Here is a 19,372-nt window from a genome sequence, read left to right as displayed (position 1 = left end):
TATATGGCAGTAAATTATGCAACACAATATGCAAAGGAATTAGCTAATGCTTATCCTTATGTACTTTATTCAGGAAGATTATGGAGCATAGATAATAGTAAAAAATATAAAGTTGTTGATGCAAAGACTGTAAAAATACCAGTCTTATCAACTACAGGTAGAGTTAATGGAGACAGAACTAAGATTGGTGATTTTAGTCAGAATTTCTCTAATGATTGGGAAACTAAAGAATTAAAAAATCATAGAATTTGGCAAACTTTAGTTCATCCGCAGGACGTTAATCAAACTAATCAAGTTGCATCTATAACAAACATAACTCAGACAATGAATGAAACTCAAAAGTTTCCAGAATTAGACGCAATGATGTTTTCAACTTTATATACATTAAAGAATGCTAAAACAGCTATTGTAGCAGAAACAGCGGAGTTAACTTCTAAAACTGCTTTAGCTAAATTTGATGCTATGATGGATGCTATGGATGAAGGTTTAGTACCACCTACTGGAAGAATACTTTATGTTGATACTTATACTAAAACTTTACTTGATAATGCTGTAGCTATAGTAAGAACTAACGGAGATAAAACTCTATCAAGAAGTGTTTCAAGACTTGATGAAGTAGATGTAATTGGTGTTCCGACATCATTAATGAAAACAAAGTACACATTTAATGATGGTAAAAGTTCTGGACAAGAAAGTGGTGGAATAACAGCGAAAGAAGATGCTGAAAATATGGCTATGATATTAGTTCATCCTAGTGCTGTATTACCAATAGTATCTTATTCTTTTTCACAATTACAAGATCCATCAGCATTATCACAGGGTAAATATGTTTATTTTGAAGAATCTTTTGAAGATGTATTTATATTAGATGAGAGAGAGGTTGCTATACAAATTTGTGTAAAGAAAGCTAAAGTAGAATAGAGAGAGGGAAAATCCTTTCTCTCTATTTTTAACGAGGTATTATTATGGAACAGTTAGATAAATTAAAAGTAATGTTAGATATAAAGGATAATAAAAAAGATGCTTTATTAACTACTATTTTAGAGGATGCAGAAGCAGAAATACTGGATTGTACCAATAGAGATAAGTTACCACTTAAAGCAGAACCTTTACAAAGAAAATTAGCTATTATTTATTATAATCGTATTGGAAGTGAAGGAGAAAGTTCCAGGAGTGAAGGTGGAGTATCAGTTTCTTATTCTACAGAAATTCCAGAAGATATAAGATTAAGATTAAATGCTTTTAAAAATTTAAAGGCGGTGAGAATTGCCAATGAGAATAAAGAATAAAAAAACTTATTATCTTAAAAAGAAAATAAATGTTGAAGATTCTGAAGGAGGGATATATTTAGATTTTAATGAAACTTCAATAGAATTAGAAGCTAATATATATCCTGCTACTGGAAAGTTACAAGCAGAAATTTATGGTGAAAGATTAAACTATATATTAAATATGCTTTACGATGGAGAATATGAAATAAATGAAGGAGATGGCATTTGTGTATATGTATCTAAAGAAAGTAAGCCTGATTATAAGGTTATAAGCATTAAAAGATACTCACATTTGGCTATTGAATTAGAAAAGATATGAGTAATAGTATAAATGGTATAGATAATTTAATGAAAAAATTAAATGAATTAGGTGTCAATGCTGAAGAAGTAGTAAAAAAGTCAATGCGAAAGAATATACAGTTAGTTAAGGATGAAGCTAAATTACTATGTCCTGCAAGAGATGGGGATTTAAGAAAAAGCATAAGAAGTAGTGTTTCTATAAAAAAAGGAACTATAAAAGGAATGGTTTATACTAATTCAGATCATGCAGCTTACGTTGAGTTTGGAACTGGAATTAGAGGACAATCTTCTAATTCAAATACTGAGGTTAATGTGAGATATAAGCAAGATTGGAGTGGTATGGAAGCACAACCTTATTTATATCCAGCTTTGAAAAATAATAAAGATAAAGTATTAAATGAAATTGAAAAAGATGTTAAAAAAGCAATTAGAGAGGTGGCTAGAAGATGATAAATATTAAGCCTTTAATATTTAATGAATTAAAAAAAGTATGTAAAAATATTAATGATTCATATCCATCAAATTGGGCCACGTTTCCTATAATTCAGTATATAGAAGAAGATAATAGAATAACTCTAAAAACTGATGATAAAGAGCAGCAAGCTTATATAAGATATAAAATAGATATATGGAATGATAAAAGCACGTCTGATATTGCTATAGCAATTGATGATGTGCTTTCTTCATTAGGATTAGAAAGAATACAATGTCTTGATGTTCCTGATCCGAAACAATTAAGACATAAAGTAATGAGATACGAAGGAATAATTGATGTTAATAACATGAGAGTATATAGTGCGAAAGGATGATGAAATATGTTAGCTAATGGAATAACTTTAGGTTATAAAGCTCAGAGTGGTGGAAGTTCTTATATAGTTTTAAAAGGATTAAAGGAAGTACCAGAAATGGGTAATGAACCTGAAAAAGTAGAAAATACTTGTTTATCAGATACAGTTAAGCAATATGAATATGGAATAGGTGATCCAGGAGATTTAGAATTTAAATTTAAATATGATAATTCAAGTGATTCAAGTGCATATAGAATATTAAGAAAGGCAGCAGATTCAAAAGAAAAGTTAAGTTTTGAAGAAACTTTCCCAGATGGAACTAAGTTCAATTGGGATGCACAAGTAAGTGTAACTTTAGGAGGCGGTGGAGTTAATGATCCAATTGATTTCACTTTAAAAATGGCATTACAAAGTGATATTAAAGTTACTGATCCCGCTTAATTTTATTGAAGGTAAGAAGAATAGAAAGGATGAATTAAAATGGCAAGAAAACAATTTGCAACATGGAAAATAGGCGAAGAGGAATATAAGCTAAAACTTAAAACAAGCACATTATGTGCTTTAGAAGAGAAATTAGGTACAAGTATGTTAAATGTAATTAACACTAGTAGCATACCTGCATTAAGTATAATGCTTACAATAGCACATTATGCATTAAAAGATTATAATGCAAATTTAAAATATAAAGATGTACAAGATATGTTTGATAAATACATTGATGAAGGTGGAAGCCAGTTAGAATTCTTTAGTAATGTAATTATGGATGTTTATAAAGTAAGTGGTTTTTTTACGGAAGCACAGACAGAACAGATGGAAGAGAAACAACAGGAAGTTCAAGAAAAAATGAACGAATAGAAAGTTATACAGATTTAATTAAGGAGCTATATCCTAAGTTTTTAGATTTAGGATATACTCCTTCTTTATTTTGGGATTCTACACTACAAGAAATATTCGATTTAATGGAGAGTGCTTATAGAAAACAAGAACTTGAAGAGAAGAAAAGAGAAGCTGATTTAAAAACAAAGATAGTTTTAAATTCTATTCTAGCTAGACAGATAGGTGAATATATGAGTTCTTTATTTAATAAAGATACTAAAATATCCACTCCAGAAGATTTATTCCCAAGTCTATTTAAAACTGAAAAAGAGTTACTAGATGAAAAGAAAAAATTAAAAGAATTAGAGTTAAATAAAGCTAGAATGAAAGATTTTGCTTTAAGACATAATTTAAGTTTTAAAAGGAAGGAGGAATAAGATTGAGCGAAGGCGGTGGAATGACTTTAGAAAGGCTTCAAGTTGTTATAGAAGCTCAAACAGAAGGAGTAAGGCAAGAAGTTGCAAGAGTAAATAGAGAGATTACAAGAATGTCAAATGTAGTTAATAGAGAAACAAATAGTGTAAGAAATAGTTTTAAAAATTTATTTGCAGGAATATCTATTGGTTACGGATTATCTAAATTAGCTCAATATATTAAAAGCTCAACTACAATGGCTTTAAAAGTAGAGAGTGCTATTCAACAAATTCAGAGAACTATGGGAGAAAGTTCTCAACAATTTTTGAAATGGGCAAGTGATAGTGCTCTAGCTTTTAATATGAGTAAATCAGATGCATTAAATTATGGTGCTGTTTATTCTAATCTAGTTAGTGGTTTTACTTCTGATACTCAGCAAACATTTAAGTATACAACAGATTTATTAAAAGCATCTAGTATTATAGCTAGTGGAACTGGAAGAACCATGAGTGATGTTATGGAAAGAATAAGGTCAGGTCTTTTAGGTAATACAGAGGCGATTGAGGATTTAGGTATTAACGTAAATGTAGCTATGCTACAATCTACAGATGCTTTTAAAAGATTTGCTAATGGAAAGTCATGGGATCAATTAGATTTTCAAACCCAACAACAGATTAGACTGTTTGCAATATTAGAACAAACAACTAAAAAGTTTGGTGGAGAGGTATTTAATAATACTAATAGTAGCTTACAACAGTTAGTTGCAGTATTAAAAGATGTTGCTTTAAATATAGGTAATGCATTTTTACCTATATTAAATGTAGTGTTACCTATATTAACAAACTTTGCAATGGAATTAAGAACAGTAACAGGACATATTGCTAATTTCATGCAAACATTATTTGGTCAAAACACTAGAAAACCAATAATTCCTAAAGATAGTATGAAGGGATTAAGTACTAATGCATTGAATGGAGCTAAGGCACAAGGACAGTACAATAAAGAACTAGATAAGACAGGTAAAAAAGCTAAGAAATTAAATAATTTAATGGGTTTTGATGAAATCAATAAACTACAAAAGAAAGAACCTAGCTCAGATGGTGGTGGAGGTCCTATTAGTTCTCCCTCAGGATTAAATAAAATATCAGATGAAACTAATAAAGCAACTGGTTCTACTAACGGGTTAATTGCAAAATTAAATGAATTAAAAAATTTATTTAACGAAGGCTTCAAAATAGGATTAGGTGATGACTTTGAAAATAGCATAAAAAGAATAAATGGACATATAAAAGGTATAAAAGAAAGTCTAAAAAATATATTTTTGGATCCAAAAGTAATTGGAGCAGCTAATAATTATATTAATTCAATCTTTTTGTATTGGGGAAAATTAGCTGGTAGTACTGTAAGTATAGGAACAACTATAGCAGAAAATTTATTAGGTGGAATAGATAAGTATCTACAACAAGATGGAGATTATATTAAGAAAAAAATAATTTCAATTTTTAATGTAGAATCAGAAACATTAAAAATAATGGGAGATTTAGTTGTTTCTATAGCTAATATTTTTGAAGTGTTTAGAGGAGATACAGCTAAACAATGCACAGCAGATATTATTGGTATATTTAGTAATGCCTTTTTAGGAAGCATGGAAATAGCATCGAAATTTGGTAGAGATATAATTAATTGTATTGCTCAGCCTATTATAGATAATGCTGATAAATTTAAAGTTGCAATAGAAAATACACTAGCACCTTTAAGTACTATTTTATCAACTTTAAACAATGCTGTTAAAGATACCTTTGATAAGATGAGTTCAGTATATGACGAACACTTAAAACCTATGTTTGATGCCATAGCAGCAGGATTAAGTTCAATAGTTAGTACTATACTTGATGCTTATAATACTTATATTGCACCACTGCTTCAAACATTAGCAACTCAATTCGCTACTGTTTGGACAACAAATATTCAACCAACTATAAATAAATTGTTAGAGTTAATAGGAAAGATAGCAGATGCTTTAACTTTATTATGGCAAAATGTAATAGTTCCATTAATTAACTGGATAGTAACTAATGTTGTTCCGGTTTTAGCTCCTATAATTGAAACAATAGTATCTTTAGTAATTTCATTTGTAGGAAGAATAGCACAGATTCTTGGTGGTATTATAGATATACTAAGCGGAATAATAGACTTCTTAATAGGTATTTTCACTGGCAATTGGTCAAGAGCTTGGGAAGGAGTAAAAGAAATATTCGGTGGTATATGGGAAGTTATTAAAGGAATAGTATGTGGAATTATAGATTATATAAGTTCATATATAACTGCTATATTGCAAACTATAAGGGGCACTATTTCCTTAGTATTAAGTGCTATAAGAGATTCAATACATTTTGCTTTATCTACAATTTCAAATATAGTAGTATCAATAGTTGATAGTATCGTTAATTCTATTTCAAATTCTATTAAAAGTATTGAAAGTAAATATAATGATTTTAAATCTTTTATAAAAGTAACTTTTATAAATATAAAGACTGTATTTTCATCATTTAACACCTGGTTATCATCTATATTTAGTATAGATTGGACTAAAAAAATAGGGTTTTTAGGTGAACCACTTAATGCATTAAGTAGAAATATAAACAACATTTGGAATGCTATAAAGAGAATATTTAACGGTATAATATCATTTATTAGAGGTGTGTTTACTGGAAATTGGAGATTAGCTTGGCAAGGTGTTGTTGATATTTTGGGTGGAATTATGAATGGTTTAGGTTCTGTTATTAAAGCACCACTTAATGGAGTAATTGGTTTAGTTAATAGTGCAATAGGTGCACTTAATAAAATAAGTGTAGACATACCAGAGGGTGTACCAATGGTTGGAGGAACACATTTTGGTGTTAATTTACCTAAAGTTCCATACCTTGCAAAAGGTGGTGTTGTAAATTCAGCAACATTAGCAATGATTGGTGAAGCAGGTCAAGAAGCAGTAGTACCACTTGAAAATAATACTGGATGGACTGATAAAGTAGGAGCTTTATTAGCTAATTCATTAGTAAACTTAATGCAAGTAAATAGTGGGAATAATAGTGGTGGAGATTTAATCTTAGAATTAAAAGTTGGAGATGATAAGATAGGTGACTTAATAATAAAAGCATTTAGAAGATTAGAAAGACAAACTGGAAAACAAATATTAAATATATAAGTATATAGGAGTGGTTTTATGTTAATTGTAAATGGAGTGGAAATAGCCACTCCTAAAGTATTTGAAGTTAGCTTAAATGATATAGATGGTGAAACTAATAGAAATGCAAGAGGTGAAATGTTGCGAGATAGAATAGCAACGAAAAGAAAACTTAATTGTGAATGGGGAACATTAGGAGTAGAGGAATGTTCTGAGTTGCTTAAAGCTGTTAAGGATATATTTTTTGAAGTTACTTATCCAGATCCAATGGAGGGTAGAATGTTAACCAAAAATTTTTACGTTGGTGATAGAACCACACCAGCATTATCTTATTTAAATGGAGAAATTCGTTGGAAAGGCTTAAAGATGAATTTCATCGAGAAATAGGTGAAGTTTATGAGAGATGTATCTAATGATTATAAAGCAGCTATAAGAAAAAATAGTAGGGTTGTATGTAGTAAGATTATATTTGAAAATGAAAAATTAACTATAACTGACACTGATATTATTTCTATTTCTATAAATGAATCTATTCTAAGCGGAGAAGAATTTAAACTTGGTGGAGCAATAGCAACTAGTGTTGATATTGAATTAAGCAATTACTTTAACCAGTACACAGATTTTAAATTTAAGAATTTAAAATTTAAATTAATCTTTGGAATTGAATTAGATAATACAAGTTTTGAATATGTTGAATATGGAGAATATAAAGTATTTGAAGTAAAGGAAACTGGAAAGAAAATAAAACTTGAATGTTATGATAGTTTTATTGATATGGATGTACCTTATAAAACAACACTACAATATCCTATGACAATACATACAATAATAAGTGATATAAGTAAGGTGTTTAATTTAAAGCTCACAGAAAGACTATCTAGTGGTAAATATAATAATTCTGACTTAATAATTAAAGCTAGACCAGAGGATATTAATTATAGACAGGTTTTAAGAGATATTGCAATTATAGTTGGTGGGTTTGCTGTAATAAGAAATGGCTTATTAGATATAACAACTATTCAGCCAACAGATATAGAAATAAATCCTAGTAATTATATAAAAACTACAACAACCAGTAATTATGAAAAAGTTTCTTTTATTGATTTAAATGGATTTAGCGTAGGAAAATTAGGTGGCAATAAGTTAGAACTGGATATTCCAATGTTAGATTCAAATAGTAAGGATGAAGTTAAACAGGTTGCTTCAAGTATTTTAGAAATATATAAAGATTTTACTTATACAGGATTTAAATCAGATTGGCAGGGAGATTTTTCATTAGAGGTAGGGGATTCTATTAAAGTAACAGATATTAATAATAAAGAATATATATCATTTGTTGCTACTAATAAACTTTCTTATTCTGGTGGACTTAAATCTACAACAGAAGCAAAGCTAAATAAAAAGATTTCTAAAACAGCTAATAGAGAAGTTCAAAGGCTTCAAAATAAAATAAAAGAAGCTGAAAATGGTATGTACTATTATTGTAATAATAATGATGTTAATGTAATACCTGCATGGGGGCAATTTGCTTTTATAGGATTCTCTCTTAATGGATCTACTAATCTTTTGTTAAATGTAGCAATACAGGTTGAGGGGACTGGAACTCTTGAATGTAAAGTAACTTTAGATTCTAATACATTAGGATTTATGCCAAAAATTAAAGTTAATGAATTTGGATTGCTATCTTTTACTATTCCATTGATTCAGTTAAAGAGTTCAAATGGACATGGGTTAAGTATAATGCTTAAAGCAAGTGGCAATATGACTATTAAAAGAGAGCAGGGACAAATAACAATCTATGGAGATAAACTTTCAGGAGCATTATCTGATGAATATCCTCATGCAGAGGTTAAAGAAGAAATTAAATATGATGATTTCTATTCATTACAAAGTAATTTAACTGATAAAGTATCAGTTACTCTTGAGAATGTTATTAATGTAGAAGCTAATGACAAAGTAAGCTATACAAGTGAATCATTTGGAAATATTACTGATAAGATTAATATTGGAATAGTTGAATTTGGATACATATCAGATATTAATGATTACTCTAAATTAAACTATGAATATGATCATAATACTATAGCTGTTGATAATACTGGTATGACTATTAAAACATTACAAAATACTACTAGCTTTATAAAAGTTAATGATATTTATGAGGTAGAAATGACTGATAGTATTACTATGGAAAATATATTTGGTGAGGTTAAATAATGAGTAAAATTGAAAATGGAATGTATATTGAGGACTTTTCTGGAAGTCCTTTTTTTAATATTAAAAACTGGCAAATTGTAGACTTTGATAACCAAAAAGTTCTTGTTAGTAATCACATAGGAAATAGCTCTACTACTACATTAGAATTTAACTTAACTACTAATAAAATAGAGATAGATTATGGTGTTAGTTCAGAAAGCAATTATGATAAATTCTATATATTCATAGATGATGTTCAAAAGGTATGTATAAGTGGTTCTCAAGATAAACAAACATTAGTTGAAGATTTAAAGCTTGGAGAGCATAAGATAACTTTCAAATATTCAAAAGATAGCAGTAATGGATATAACAGAGACAGGGGAGAAATATTTCAGATTAGATATAAAATACCTTATAAGGAATTGTTTTTAATAAAAGATGGAGATTCAATAAAAGGCTTTAAAGATAAAGAATTAACTATAATAGAAGCTAAAGAACCAGTTAAAGAAGATTTTTTTAATTATGGATTGAGTAAATTAGAACTAAATCAAATTATTAAAAATAGAACAGTCTTTCAAAGTAATAAACCTAAGATTTTATTATATACAGATAATCCAAATGAAATTAAATTAGATTTATTTGAAAAAGGTACTCCACACGGTGAAATAGTAACTATGAAAAATAGTATTATTTTTGATAAAAACTATATCCAATATATAAAAGATATAAATGTCGATGCTACACTTGGACAAAATAGTATATTGAAATTTATTTTTTCTAAAGATGATGGTAACTCATGGATTACTTTTGAAAATTCTAAATGGTTACCTATAAACTTAGATAACATTTCTATATCTACTAAAGGAATAAACTTAAATACTTTAAACAATTTAACAGAAGAGCAATTAAAGTTAATATCTGATACAAGAAAGATAAAGTTAGCATGGTATATGAAGCGAGGAAGCTTAGAAGAAAATATAATTATAAAACAAATAAAACTAGATTATAAAACAAACTTATAGGCAGGTGATAAAATGAAAGATTCTATTAATTTTCAAGAGCCAAGTATAAATATAAACGGAAAATACAAGATACAACTATTTGATAAAGATACTGGTGAAATGGTACAAGAAGTTGAGAAGCATAACGTTGTAAGTAAAATACCTTTTTCAGCAGCTTTTTATAATCATATATTTAGAGGATTCATTTATAATGACAATAGATTAGGATTAGATTATTCAAGCCTTAGTGATACATATAAATGGTATAGTGGATATATAAATTGGCTAATGCTTACTAATGATCCAGAAGCTCCAGAAAATGATGATAAAAATCCAATTGTATTTGGAGACATGGTTGGATATGCAAGGTATAATGATAATAATTCATATAATGATTTAAAAAGAGGGATATTTAATCAAAATGAAACTACGAATATTGAAAATAAATTTGATGGTGGCACTAAAACAAAAAGTGTAACAAGGCATATTGTTTGGGACTTTGGAACAGATAAAGGGAACGGTACTTTTGATAATATCTACCTAGTTCCAAATCCTTATGATAACTATAATCCAGATGATTACAGGGGACAAAAGGTTAGCATTTCTTCATTAATTCTTTCTAATGAGGAAAATTATAATTATAAGGATGATAGCAGTTACCAAGGAGATATTGGAACTCTTTCAAGTTCTGATACACATTTATATATGCAATGTCTTTATTATAAAGATGATGGCAAAACACAGCATTGGGATAAAATAGCTAAATTAAGTTTTGCAGAATGGACGAAAGAATACATAACATTAAATGTTACAGAAGAAAGAAAAAATAAAGCAGCATATATAATTTATGCATGTGGAATGTTTTGGAGAATAGAAAGTGATTATACTATAAGTAGATATAATCTTGATGGAAGTTATAAAGATACAATAACCATAAAAAATAAATTTGCTAATAGCAATATTTTAAACTTATCTAGTAGCAACGGAGCTATAGGTTATTATGACACTTCATATTATACAAATTATCAATATTTGGATAATAGATATGATTTTTTTACTGGGGATAATGAATATTTGTATTTAAGTTATAAGATTAAGAAAACAAATGAAAAAAAAGAAATTATTTATGAAACTTATATATGTTCAATAAACAATAGTGGAGAGATAATTAGTGAAGTCTTAGCTCTATCAACAAAAGATAATAAAAATTATTCTTCTTGTGCTCAATTATCATTAGCATATATAAATGGTGAAAAATACATTTTTTCTTCAACAACTGGAATAGCAAAAGTATTTAAAATTGAAAATGGTGTTTTAAAAGAAAAAAGTCCTAGTTTATTAAAATCAATATCTAACATAAACCATCAATTTTTTTATTCTAAAACTGGGGAAATATTTATACTAGGAAATGGTTCGACTAATGGTGGTTGGACTAAAAGTTTATATGTATATACGTTAATTCCATGGGGTTCTCATTGTAAATTATCTTCTCCAGTTACTAAAACATCAGCTAATACAATGAAGATTCAATATGATATAACAGTTGATTACATAATGCCAGGTATGATTTCTAATCTTAAATAGAGTTAACTTAATGTTAGCTCTATTTTTATGTTGAAAATTAAGAAAGAAGGATTGATGAATGGAGAAAATATTTGATTGTTTCAAATGGCTAGTAATCACATTAGCTACAGTGTTTACTTGGCTCATTGGTGCATGGGACACCCCGTTAAGGATATTAGTAGTAGTAATTATACTTGATTATATAAGTGGTGTATTAAAGGGGTATATAAATAAGGAGTTAAGTAGTGATATAGGCTTTAAAGGAATAGCAAGAAAAGCTATGATATTTTTTATATTAATATTATCAGTAATGTTAGATAGACTTTTAAATACAGGAACTTGGGTATTTAGAACAATAACTTGCTATTTTTACATTGCAAATGAAGGTATAAGTCTATTAGAAAATGGTGTAGCATTAGGAGCTCCAGTTCCAGATAAGCTTAAAGATGCCTTAATACAACTTAGAGATATTAAAAAATAAAATTAAAATAAATTATAGAAAGAAAGAGGTAATTAAAATGACAGATGTATTATTAAATCAAATAGGACCAGTTGTTATTGCAGCAGTTGTTGGAGTAATAGGAGTGGTAATAAAAAGTGTAGGAGATGTAGTAATTCAGCTTATTAATAAAAAGAAAGAAGAAGTAGAGCAACAATTAGAATTAAATAAGCATGAAAAAGAAATTAGAGTTGCAAAAGAAATTTGGAATATAGTAGAAGAGAATTTCAGAATAAAAGACACTATTGAAGGATTGGCAAAATCAAAAGCTGATGAATTTGATAAGTTATTATTAGAAAAGATACCATATCTAACTGAAGATCAAGTAAAGATGTTACGCCAGACTATAGCTGGAGAAGTTAATAAAGGAAAAGAAATATTAAATGTAGATGATATAAAACAACAAGCTACTAAAATAGTGCAAGAAAGTAATGCTCTTAAAGCAGAAAATGTAGAATTAAGAAATAAATTAAATGCAATTTCTAACTACATACCTGCAGAACAAGTAGAAAATAAATAAAAATAAAAAATAAGGCGATAGATAGGACTAGAGATAGTCTTTTTTTATTGCCTTTAATTATATAAAGAAAGAAGGAATTAAAATGCAAAGTAGAAGTAATAATAATTTAAAAGGTATTGATATATCAAATTGGAAAGGAAATGTTGATTTCTCAAAAGTAAAGAATGCTGGAATAGAAATAGTTTATGCTAAAGCTACAGAAGCCAACTATTATAAAGATAAGTATGCTAAAAGAAACTATGAAGGTGCTAAGGCTAATGGATTAAAAGTAGGGTTTTATCATTTTTTCAGAGCAAATAAAGATGCTAAAGAACAGGCTAGATTCTTTATTGGTTATCTAAATGAAATAGGAGCAACTAATTATGATTGCAAACTAGCTTTAGATATAGAAACTACAGAGGGAAAAGGAAAATCAGAATTAACTTCTATGTGTATAGAATTTTTAGAAGAGGTTAAAAGACTTACTAGAAAAGATGTAGTTGTTTATACATATACAAGCTTTGCTAATAATAATTTAGATACTAGATTAAGTAATTATCCAGTATGGATAGCACATTATGGAATTAATACACCAGGTAATAATCCTATATGGAGTTCTTGGATAGGCTTTCAATATTCAAATAAAGGTAGCGTTTCAGGTGTAAGCGGAGACTGCGATATGAATGAATTTACAGAAGAAATTCTATTGAATAGAAGTACAGCACAATTAAATGTTAATAGTGGAAAGCAATCCTTTATAAATTCAACAAATGCTAAGGCTAGGGTTGCGTTAGATCCTAGAGATAATCCAAGTAATGATTATACTGATTTAGGTGAAATTTATGCAGATGAAAGAATTCAAGTCTTGGCAGAGGTTTGTGATAGAGATGACTACTTACCAATTAAGTATTGGAAAGATGAATTAAATCATGAATCAGGTAAAGTTTGGGTAAATGCTAGTCAAAAGTATTTAGAAATAGACACCAATGCTAAATCATTTAATATAAGAACTGAACTTGATGCTAGATATAACCCTTCATCAACTTCTCAAAGAATGGGCTATGTAAAAAATAATGAAAGATTGTATGTTCATAAGATTGAAAATGGATATGCTTTAGCTACTTATTTCGCTGGAGATGGTTATAAAACAGCTTGGTTTACAAATAAATATATACTTAGAGATTAAGAAGGTTATTGCCTAGTTAGGAATAATCCTAGCTAGGCTTTTTATTAATTTGAAATATTTGGTGATTATATTAATAACTTTATATATGTTTACAAATGTTGTTTTAAATAGTAAAATGTTGGTAGGAGGTTTCTATGAATATTGTTAAAAAAATTAAATTAATTATTATAGATAATGAAAAAGAATTGAGTAAATCTAAATATAAAAATATAACTGAAGAAGAAAAGAAAGAAATAAGAAATAGCCAATATAGATTTATTAGAGATTCTCAGTATAATCAATATTTAGGATTAAATAGAGCAATGGGATATTTAATGGCTGGATATTATTCAAATCTTATGAATATATCATCTGATGAATTTAAAAATCATAGAAATGCTTTAACTAATAGTTTATATATTTTTGATGATATAAACTTTGGAATTGGAATAGATTCAAAAAGTATGATAACTCAGAAAGTTAAATCTGATTTTAGTACTGCATTAAAAAATGGTCTTGCTAAAGGGGAGAGAAGTGTAACTAATTATAAAAGAACATTCCCTTTAATGACTAGAGGCAGAGACTTAAAGTTTAGTTATTCAGATAATGAAATTGATGTAGTTATAGATTGGGTAAATAAAATAAGGTTTAGATGTGATTTAGGTAAACATAAAAATTCTTTGGAGTTACAACATACTCTTCATAAAATTATAAATAAAGAATATAAAGTTAATGAAAGCTCTTTAGCTTTTAATAAAAGAAATGAATTGATACTAAATCTAGGGTTAAGTATAAAAGAAAGTTCAAGTGAATTTATTAAAGATAGAACATTAGGCGTTGATTTAGGGGTTGCTATACCAGCATATATTAGTGTATCAGATATGCCACATGTAAGAAAAGGACTTGGAAGTTATGAAGAGTTTAATAAGGTAAGAAAACAATTTAAAGCAAGAAGAACAAGATTACAGAAGCAATTAGCTCTTGCTAAAGGTGGAAAAGGAAGAAACAAAAAGCTCCATAGTATGGAATTTTTAAAAGAAAAAGAAAAGATGTTTGCTAAAACATATAATCATTCTATATCAAAAAAAATTGTTGATTTTGCATTAAAAAATAAATGCGAATATATAAATATAGAAGATATAAATAGTATTAATTTAGATGATAAATTATTAGGAGAATGGGGATATTACCAGCTACAAGAACAAATAGCTTATAAATCTAAATTGGTAGGTATAAAAGTTAGAAAAGTGAAAGCTGCATATACATCTCAAACTTGTAGTAATTGTGGTAATATTGATAAGGAAAATAGAAAATCACAAGAAAAGTTTGAGTGTAATGAATGTGGATTAAAATGTAATGCAGATTGGAATGCAAGTGTAAATATTTCAAGAAGTGTTGAATTTATAAAATAATTTAAATTGCAAAATATATTACGGTATATTCAAATGCCGAAGGGTGAGGAATAATTAATTATTTAACTAGGTTTAGACCAAAAGTTAAGATTATTCACTCGCTAAGGGTTAATTCAGATAATATTACCATCTGTCATCATATAATTTTAAAATATATTTTGCAGTAAATCTATTTTTATATAAAACTCTTGAAAATGGCTTGTAAAAAGAGTTTTAAGTGATATTTTTAAAATTTAATAAAACATTATTGTAGGTTTACTGCAAAATATACTAATTTAAGCCTTGAAAAGTGGCTGTTTAACTATATTCTATATTGGGGTTAAAGATTAACTATATATGATGTGAATGGCGTTGTAAATTTAGTTGTACATTTTCCACCAGTAAGTTAAAGATTAACTATATATGATGTGAATAATGCTATTGCTCCTAAAATTGGGTCTAATATTTTAGTTAAAGATTAACTATATATGATGTGAATAGCTAAACCCGTTACGGTTATGTGTTTCTTATTTTCGTTAAAGATTAACTATATATGATGTGAATGTTATTAAAGTTTCATTATATTCTTGTAGTTCTAGTTCGTTAAAGATTAACTATATATGATGTGAATCTTTATAAGGTATCTTTTTCTTATCTAGCCAATCTGTGTTAAAGATTAACTATATATGATGTGAATGAAGAAGGTAAGATGCTAACTAAAACTTTTTATGTAGGTTAAAGATTAACTATATATGATGTGAATGTAATTTCTTTAATATCTCTGAATCGTCTAAAACAGGTTAAAGATTAACTATATATGATGTGAATCAAAATTAACAACTAGAGTATTACTATATTAGAATGGTTAAAGATTAACTATATATGATGTGAATTTGAAGTTATGTAGTTTTAAACTTTTTAAAATAATAGTTAAAGATTAACTATATATGATGTGAATAATAGCTCCAGTATCTTTGTTTATTACTATAGACATAGTTAAAGATTAACTATATATGATGTGAATTTCTGTTGAAGCAACTTGACCAGAAATAAAGTTTTGAGTTAAAGATTAACTATATATGATGTGAATGTTTACGATGAAGAATCTTCAGCAATTGGAGCTAAATAGTTAAAGATTAACTATATATGATGTGAATTATTATTCTATAGTGGTTTGCCTAAAAGTGTCTAATAGTTAAAGATTAACTATATATGATGTGAATTCTCCATTGTCCGAACTTAAATGTATTAAAGTTATAGTTAAAGATTAACTATATATGATGTGAATGTAGAAAATAAATAAAAATAGAAAATAAGGCAATAGAGTTAAAGATTAACTATATATGATGTGAATTTAAGTTAATGCCTAGCTTTGTGGAAGTGCTAGACAGTTAAAGATTAACTATATATGATGTGAATTATGATTTTAGATTATCTTACAGGAGTTACAAAAGGGTTAAAGATTAACTATATATGATGTGAATTACGATAGGGTAACTGAAAATGCTAAGAATAAGGTTAGTCAAAGATTAACTATATATGATGTGAATTCGTTATTGTAAGAGTCAACATTAATGCTTATTTCTGTTAAAGATTAACTATATATGATGTGAATTATAGAAAGTATCTTTTAGTCAAACTTTTATTTGACAGTTAAAGATTAACTATATATGATGTGAATTGTAATGGGTGGGAGTTAAAAGATATTATGACACTTAGTTAAAGATTAACTATATATGATGTGAATCTAAGTTCTTAACAGGTATGTTTTAGGTTAACTAAATATTATAAGGAATGATAGTATTATTTCTATTGAAGAATATTAACGATTTAAAGTATAAAGGCTGATATGATATCAGCCTTTTATTATATATTTTTTAATTTATTAAAGTTATAAGTTGATATTTGAACCTTTTCATAATACCATTTTTGTATAGTTGATTCATGAACTGATAAAAGATTAGCTAGTTCATGAAGTGGATGTTTTTTTAATATTTCTTTTAAAATAGCTTTTTGATTAAGTATAAAGTATATATAATCATTCATAACTAACTCTTTATCTAAAAACTCATGTAGTTTAAGTATATTATCTTTTGAAATATGAGTTTGAGTTCCGGCTTCTAAATCATTTATATATGATTTTGATAATCCTACTAATTTAGAGAGTTCATTTTGACTATATCCTGCAATAAGTCTAGCTTTCTTTAATCTTTGTCCAAAGGTATTTTCTTTTAAATCTTTATATCTATATTCTGAAAATTTAATCGCATTTTGGTTCACTATGCTTTACCAACTTTAGTAAGAACTTTAGCTTCCACATATTCCATAGAATCACCATTTTGAGATCCATAGCCATTTTCTTTTAAAGTTGCATTGAAATTAGTAACTGTTACATCTATATCACCAGCACATACAGGAAAGTTTTTTTCACATGAACTCATTTTATCACCTCATAACATAAAGTTTATTTATTATAACTTATGTTATATAGTATTCTTTTAAAAGAAATAATGTTCTATAAAAAGAAATTTATTTTAAATTATAAAAAAGCTAAATTTTGTTATTGAAAGCATACAATTCTAAGGTAGATTCAACTATTATTGAAAGTTTTAAGTTGTTATATAGATAGATAGAGTCATCAAGGGGATATTTATCTAGTAACTTAACATCTAATGTGAATTTATATTCTTTTAAAGAAATATTAAGAGAATTAAAGTAGTTAGCATATTCATCTATTTCATAATCAAACATTAAAAATATGCCGTCATTAAAGGGTGTTTTTATTACACAATTTTCTTTTTGTGATATAAGAGGAAGTTTATAACATTCTGGCAAATAATAAGTTATATCACTTTCTAAATATCCTTCTAAAAACAAAATTCCACATTTTTTATTATCTTTATCAATAATTAAATTACTAGAAGTTAAAATAAATTTATTTTTAATTTCTTTTATGGAAGTTATATTTTTTGAAAAACAAATATTTCCTTTAAATATATCAAATATATTTAAATTACTTAGTAAAATGGGAGTTTTAGGTGGAAGTGAGTCAATGTTTTTTGATTCAGATATTTTTAGTTGTAGTTTAAGAGGAAAAGAATCTTTTTTTAAATGGGTTGAGTTTTTTAGATGTTTTAAAGAACATACGATTTCCAGAGGTTTTTCAGAGCAATATTTACAGTATTTTTCGCAACAATCAATAGAATTTAGTCTATTTAACAGATTAGAATATTCTTTTGATAATAAATATTTTGAATTATCTTTTTTGTAAAATTTTAGTTTGGTTTTTGGGGTGTTGTAATAATTTATATTTAACTTAGGTATATGTTCATTTTTCTTAGGTTCAGTTATAACTAAAACACATTTAGAGATTATTAAAGAAATTAATATTTTGCTGACATAAGGAGATAATAAGTTTTTACAATAATTTATAAAAAGTAGAAAAATAAAATTTAAATCCATTTTAATAAAACCTCAAAAATACTATCTACTTATATAGATATTAGAATATCTTTTAAAATGTTATAAGAATATAGAAAAAGAGAGAATCTTTTAGGGTTCTCTCTTTGAGAATTTTAACTCTTTTTTTAAGAAAAAAGAAATTATTGTTCGTAATAAAACTGTAGACCCTAGTAAAAGTATATCATATAGTGTTGGTCTCAATATTGAAAGAATTATACCAGAACAAACTAAAACCTCTAATCCTAAAAGAATATAACTTCCTAAGAAGTTTTTTGCCATATTTAACTTTTTTACTGTTGTAATTTTATTTTCTTTTGAAAATTCAACTTTAAGAAATTTTATTATTGTAAGTACAATCCCATACAAGATTATAGCCACAGATATAAATTGTAAAATAACTATTAAAAATTGCAAAATCTTACCTATCAAGTTATCACGTCCTCTTAAGTTTTAGTTTTAGTTATCTTGTTTATGTTCATTAATAGATTCAATTTCTTTATTTAGGAAATATGATATTACAGTTCTGATTACAACAATAGATGCTAAAATTATTATATCTTGGAATGTTGGGTTTAGAATTGATTCTATAATATCTGCACATATTAAAATTTCTAAACTTAAAAGTATATAAGTTCCTAAGCAATTTTTTACCACTGTTATTTTTTCAATAGCTTCAAGCCTATTCTTAGCTTTTATTTCAGCTTTTATGAAATCTTTAAGGGTTAAAAAAACACCCCATAATAGGACTAATATTGATACAAAGTCTATAAACCAAATAGCTCCCTCTAAAATATGCTTAAACAAAAAATATCCCCTCCTAAAA

22 protein-coding genes and 1 CRISPR repeat array are annotated in these 19,372 nt (G+C 27.0%); of the genes, 17 read left to right on the top strand and 5 right to left on the bottom strand.

Going from position 1 to position 19,372, the window contains the following annotated elements:
• Positions 1-3: 3 nt before the first annotated feature.
• The 17 genes from Q1K13_RS02710 (at position 4) to Q1K13_RS02630 (ending at position 15,108) form a co-directional block, all read left to right on the top strand.
• Positions 4-921, top strand: a complete 918-nt coding sequence (locus tag Q1K13_RS02710) for a capsid protein (RefSeq protein ID WP_300347571.1) — start codon at positions 4-6, stop codon at positions 919-921.
• 44 nt (positions 922-965) lie between these two features.
• The gene (locus tag Q1K13_RS02705) at positions 966-1,289 is read left to right on the top strand and encodes a phage head-tail connector protein (protein ID WP_300347570.1); all 324 of its coding nucleotides are present in this window, start codon (positions 966-968) and stop codon (positions 1,287-1,289) included.
• On the top strand, positions 1,273-1,590 hold the full coding sequence (locus Q1K13_RS02700; protein WP_300347569.1) for a hypothetical protein: 318 nt from the start codon (positions 1,273-1,275) through the stop codon (positions 1,588-1,590). The genes Q1K13_RS02705 and Q1K13_RS02700 overlap by 17 nt, the downstream gene beginning before the upstream one ends.
• Entirely contained in the window at positions 1,587-2,021 is a 435-nt protein-coding gene (locus tag Q1K13_RS02695) for an HK97-gp10 family putative phage morphogenesis protein (RefSeq protein ID WP_300347568.1), read from the top strand. The genes Q1K13_RS02700 and Q1K13_RS02695 overlap by 4 nt, the downstream gene beginning before the upstream one ends.
• Complete coding sequence (locus Q1K13_RS02690; protein WP_300347567.1) at positions 2,018-2,380, top strand: hypothetical protein; 363 nt, start codon at positions 2,018-2,020, stop codon at positions 2,378-2,380. The genes Q1K13_RS02695 and Q1K13_RS02690 overlap by 4 nt, the downstream gene beginning before the upstream one ends.
• A gap of 6 nt (positions 2,381-2,386) precedes the next feature.
• Positions 2,387-2,800 carry a phage tail tube protein gene (locus Q1K13_RS02685; RefSeq protein ID WP_300347566.1) on the top strand — a complete coding sequence of 138 codons (414 nt, stop codon included), beginning with the start codon at positions 2,387-2,389 and terminating at the stop codon, positions 2,798-2,800.
• A gap of 39 nt (positions 2,801-2,839) precedes the next feature.
• Positions 2,840-3,214 (top strand): DUF6096 family protein, encoded by a 375-nt coding sequence (locus Q1K13_RS02680; protein ID WP_300347564.1) that lies wholly within the window; start codon positions 2,840-2,842, stop codon positions 3,212-3,214.
• A 104-nt stretch (positions 3,215-3,318) separates the two neighbouring features.
• The gene (locus tag Q1K13_RS02675) at positions 3,319-3,612 is read left to right on the top strand and encodes a hypothetical protein (RefSeq protein ID WP_300347563.1); all 294 of its coding nucleotides are present in this window, start codon (positions 3,319-3,321) and stop codon (positions 3,610-3,612) included.
• Positions 3,613-3,614: 2 nt separating this feature from the next.
• A complete protein-coding gene (locus tag Q1K13_RS02670; RefSeq protein ID WP_300347561.1) occupies positions 3,615-6,794 on the top strand; it encodes a phage tail protein in 3,180 nt (1,059 codons plus the stop codon).
• A gap of 18 nt (positions 6,795-6,812) precedes the next feature.
• Positions 6,813-7,160 carry a DUF6711 family protein gene (locus Q1K13_RS02665; protein WP_300347560.1) on the top strand — a complete coding sequence of 116 codons (348 nt, stop codon included), beginning with the start codon at positions 6,813-6,815 and terminating at the stop codon, positions 7,158-7,160.
• Positions 7,161-7,169: 9 nt separating this feature from the next.
• Positions 7,170-8,990: a hypothetical protein gene (locus Q1K13_RS02660; protein ID WP_300347559.1), complete on the top strand. Its 1,821-nt coding sequence runs from the start codon at positions 7,170-7,172 to the stop codon at positions 8,988-8,990.
• Positions 8,990-9,991 (top strand): hypothetical protein, encoded by a 1,002-nt coding sequence (locus Q1K13_RS02655; protein WP_300347558.1) that lies wholly within the window; start codon positions 8,990-8,992, stop codon positions 9,989-9,991. The genes Q1K13_RS02660 and Q1K13_RS02655 overlap by 1 nt, the downstream gene beginning before the upstream one ends.
• Before the next feature lie 12 nt (positions 9,992-10,003).
• Positions 10,004-11,554: a hypothetical protein gene (locus Q1K13_RS02650; protein ID WP_300347557.1), complete on the top strand. Its 1,551-nt coding sequence runs from the start codon at positions 10,004-10,006 to the stop codon at positions 11,552-11,554.
• A gap of 58 nt (positions 11,555-11,612) precedes the next feature.
• Positions 11,613-12,014, top strand: coding sequence for a phage holin family protein (locus Q1K13_RS02645; protein ID WP_300347555.1), 402 nt, complete (start codon positions 11,613-11,615; stop codon positions 12,012-12,014).
• A 37-nt stretch (positions 12,015-12,051) separates the two neighbouring features.
• Complete coding sequence (locus Q1K13_RS02640) at positions 12,052-12,552, top strand: cobalt ABC transporter permease (protein WP_300347554.1); 501 nt, start codon at positions 12,052-12,054, stop codon at positions 12,550-12,552.
• A gap of 82 nt (positions 12,553-12,634) precedes the next feature.
• Positions 12,635-13,717: a GH25 family lysozyme gene (locus Q1K13_RS02635; RefSeq protein WP_300347553.1), complete on the top strand. Its 1,083-nt coding sequence runs from the start codon at positions 12,635-12,637 to the stop codon at positions 13,715-13,717.
• Positions 13,718-13,851: 134 nt separating this feature from the next.
• On the top strand, positions 13,852-15,108 hold the full coding sequence (locus tag Q1K13_RS02630) for an RNA-guided endonuclease InsQ/TnpB family protein (protein ID WP_300347551.1): 1,257 nt from the start codon (positions 13,852-13,854) through the stop codon (positions 15,106-15,108).
• A 318-nt stretch (positions 15,109-15,426) separates the two neighbouring features.
• Positions 15,427-16,834: direct repeats of the CRISPR family, unit length 29 nt; unit sequence GTTAAAGATTAACTATATATGATGTGAAT.
• Positions 16,835-16,953: 119 nt separating this feature from the next.
• On the opposite strand, the gene Q1K13_RS02625 is transcribed toward Q1K13_RS02630, so the two are convergent.
• The 5 genes from Q1K13_RS02625 to Q1K13_RS02605 form a co-directional block, all read right to left on the bottom strand.
• Positions 16,954-17,367, bottom strand: coding sequence for a helix-turn-helix domain-containing protein (locus Q1K13_RS02625; protein WP_300347549.1), 414 nt, complete (start codon positions 17,365-17,367; stop codon positions 16,954-16,956).
• On the bottom strand, positions 17,367-17,528 hold the full coding sequence (locus tag Q1K13_RS02620) for a hypothetical protein (RefSeq protein ID WP_300347548.1): 162 nt from the start codon (positions 17,526-17,528) through the stop codon (positions 17,367-17,369). Before Q1K13_RS02620 ends, Q1K13_RS02625 begins: the two co-directional genes overlap by 1 nt.
• A gap of 109 nt (positions 17,529-17,637) precedes the next feature.
• Positions 17,638-17,964 carry a hypothetical protein gene (locus Q1K13_RS02615; RefSeq protein WP_300347547.1) on the bottom strand — a complete coding sequence of 109 codons (327 nt, stop codon included), beginning with the start codon at positions 17,962-17,964 and terminating at the stop codon, positions 17,638-17,640.
• A gap of 675 nt (positions 17,965-18,639) precedes the next feature.
• Positions 18,640-18,978, bottom strand: a complete 339-nt coding sequence (locus Q1K13_RS02610; protein ID WP_300347546.1) for a DUF1622 domain-containing protein — start codon at positions 18,976-18,978, stop codon at positions 18,640-18,642.
• A gap of 27 nt (positions 18,979-19,005) precedes the next feature.
• A complete protein-coding gene (locus Q1K13_RS02605) occupies positions 19,006-19,353 on the bottom strand; it encodes a DUF1622 domain-containing protein (protein WP_300347544.1) in 348 nt (115 codons plus the stop codon).
• Positions 19,354-19,372: the final 19 nt, after the last annotated feature.

Source organism: Clostridium sp., assembly GCF_029267215.1.
In the GTDB taxonomy this organism is placed as follows: Bacteria; Bacillota; Clostridia; order Clostridiales; family Clostridiaceae; genus Sarcina.
This window is presented reverse-complemented; position numbering and strand designations above follow the sequence as displayed.

Bases quoted from the DNA above. Each gene is read 5' to 3' on its own strand.
- Q1K13_RS02665 (WP_300347560.1), top strand. From the start codon at position 6,813: ATGTTAATTGTAAATGGAGTGGAAATAGCCACTCCTAAAGTATTTGAA.
- Q1K13_RS02660 (WP_300347559.1), top strand. From the start codon at position 7,170: ATGAGAGATGTATCTAATGATTATAAAGCAGCTATAAGAAAAAATAGT.
- Q1K13_RS02655 (WP_300347558.1), top strand. From the start codon at position 8,990: ATGAGTAAAATTGAAAATGGAATGTATATTGAGGACTTTTCTGGAAGT.
- Q1K13_RS02635 (WP_300347553.1), top strand. From the start codon at position 12,635: ATGCAAAGTAGAAGTAATAATAATTTAAAAGGTATTGATATATCAAAT.
- Q1K13_RS02705 (WP_300347570.1), top strand. From the start codon at position 966: ATGGAACAGTTAGATAAATTAAAAGTAATGTTAGATATAAAGGATAAT.
- Q1K13_RS02710 (WP_300347571.1), top strand. From the start codon at position 4: ATGGCAGTAAATTATGCAACACAATATGCAAAGGAATTAGCTAATGCT.
- Q1K13_RS02650 (WP_300347557.1), top strand. From the start codon at position 10,004: ATGAAAGATTCTATTAATTTTCAAGAGCCAAGTATAAATATAAACGGA.
- Q1K13_RS02620 (WP_300347548.1), bottom strand. From the start codon at position 17,528: ATGAGTTCATGTGAAAAAAACTTTCCTGTATGTGCTGGTGATATAGAT.
- Q1K13_RS02695 (WP_300347568.1), top strand. From the start codon at position 1,587: ATGAGTAATAGTATAAATGGTATAGATAATTTAATGAAAAAATTAAAT.
- Q1K13_RS02680 (WP_300347564.1), top strand. From the start codon at position 2,840: ATGGCAAGAAAACAATTTGCAACATGGAAAATAGGCGAAGAGGAATAT.
- Q1K13_RS02700 (WP_300347569.1), top strand. From the start codon at position 1,273: ATGAGAATAAAGAATAAAAAAACTTATTATCTTAAAAAGAAAATAAAT.
- Q1K13_RS02685 (WP_300347566.1), top strand. From the start codon at position 2,387: ATGTTAGCTAATGGAATAACTTTAGGTTATAAAGCTCAGAGTGGTGGA.
- Q1K13_RS02640 (WP_300347554.1), top strand. From the start codon at position 12,052: ATGACAGATGTATTATTAAATCAAATAGGACCAGTTGTTATTGCAGCA.
- Q1K13_RS02630 (WP_300347551.1), top strand. From the start codon at position 13,852: ATGAATATTGTTAAAAAAATTAAATTAATTATTATAGATAATGAAAAA.
- Q1K13_RS02675 (WP_300347563.1), top strand. From the start codon at position 3,319: ATGGAGAGTGCTTATAGAAAACAAGAACTTGAAGAGAAGAAAAGAGAA.
- Q1K13_RS02690 (WP_300347567.1), top strand. From the start codon at position 2,018: ATGATAAATATTAAGCCTTTAATATTTAATGAATTAAAAAAAGTATGT.
- Q1K13_RS02645 (WP_300347555.1), top strand. From the start codon at position 11,613: ATGGAGAAAATATTTGATTGTTTCAAATGGCTAGTAATCACATTAGCT.